This is a genomic window from Mesorhizobium sp. M1A.T.Ca.IN.004.03.1.1, from assembly GCF_003997555.1.
Taxonomy (GTDB): Bacteria; Pseudomonadota; Alphaproteobacteria; order Rhizobiales; family Rhizobiaceae; genus Mesorhizobium.
The window spans coordinates 1-263 of record NZ_RZTV01000496.1; the positions used below are offsets into that span (position 1 = coordinate 1).

General features: G+C 60.5%; 1 protein-coding gene. It reads left to right on the forward strand.

The window, feature by feature from the left end; all coding sequences use genetic code 11:
* Positions 1 to 131: helix-turn-helix transcriptional regulator (locus EOD29_RS32605; RefSeq protein WP_164763986.1), on the forward strand; the 131-nt coding region annotated here is incomplete at its 5' end.
* Between the last annotated feature and the right edge of the window lie 132 nt (positions 132 to 263).

A 263-nucleotide genomic window follows, 5' to 3' on the forward strand; every position in this document is an offset into this window, starting at 1 on the left:
ATTTGTCGGGGCATACGGTCAAGATGCATTTGCAACACATTATGCGCAAGTTGCAGGCGCAGAACCGCACTGAAGTGGTTGCCCGCTTAATTCAAAGAGCCGCCGGTGGGCCTGACGCCTCGCCGAGTTAGGCGGTGTCGGCCAGTACCGGGGCGCTGCCCCTTGGCGATAGAGTTCGATGATGAGCGCGCCAAGACGGTCGGCTGCCTCGCCTGATCTGTCGATATTGAGCCCGCTACAGAGGGCTTCGTGGACACGCCTGC